This is a genomic window from Rahnella sp. PAMC25617 (genome assembly GCF_050606005.1).
GTDB lineage: Bacteria > Pseudomonadota > Gammaproteobacteria > Enterobacterales > Enterobacteriaceae > Rahnella > Rahnella variigena.
Genome location: NZ_JBOCUM010000309.1, coordinates 1 through 342 on the forward strand (window position 1 = coordinate 1; position 342 = coordinate 342).

General features: G+C 40.6%; 1 protein-coding gene. It reads right to left on the reverse strand.

Annotated features, from left to right (window positions below; all coding sequences use genetic code 11):
- A partial coding sequence (locus ACM615_RS24435) for an SMC-Scp complex subunit ScpB (protein WP_431012716.1) occupies positions 1–248 on the reverse strand: 248 nt, incomplete at its 3' end.
- Positions 249–342: the final 94 nt, after the last annotated feature.

A 342-nucleotide genomic window follows, 5' to 3' on the forward strand; every position in this document is an offset into this window, starting at 1 on the left:
GCGATAATTGACAAAGTTTCCAACTGTGACGTAGAAAGCCTTTTCTGGGATTGCTGCCGCAACAGAATACCGATTGAAGTTTGATATGCTGGCTTGGTCAAAAATTGATATCCTCCACCCGAATACTCTAACTGGAAAGAATAATCTTCGGATTGATACTTTTCGCTCAAATCATTTATTGCCCCCTCCACGTGTTGGTCAGGAATCTCCGCTTCAAACATTTCACTGAGACATTTGACAATCTCCACCTTAGACAAAGGTGTGGGTGCACAAAAAATCAATGCTTCAATATGCCGGTGGAGGAAATCCAAAATCTATTTTTTAGCCAACTTTGCTTCAATA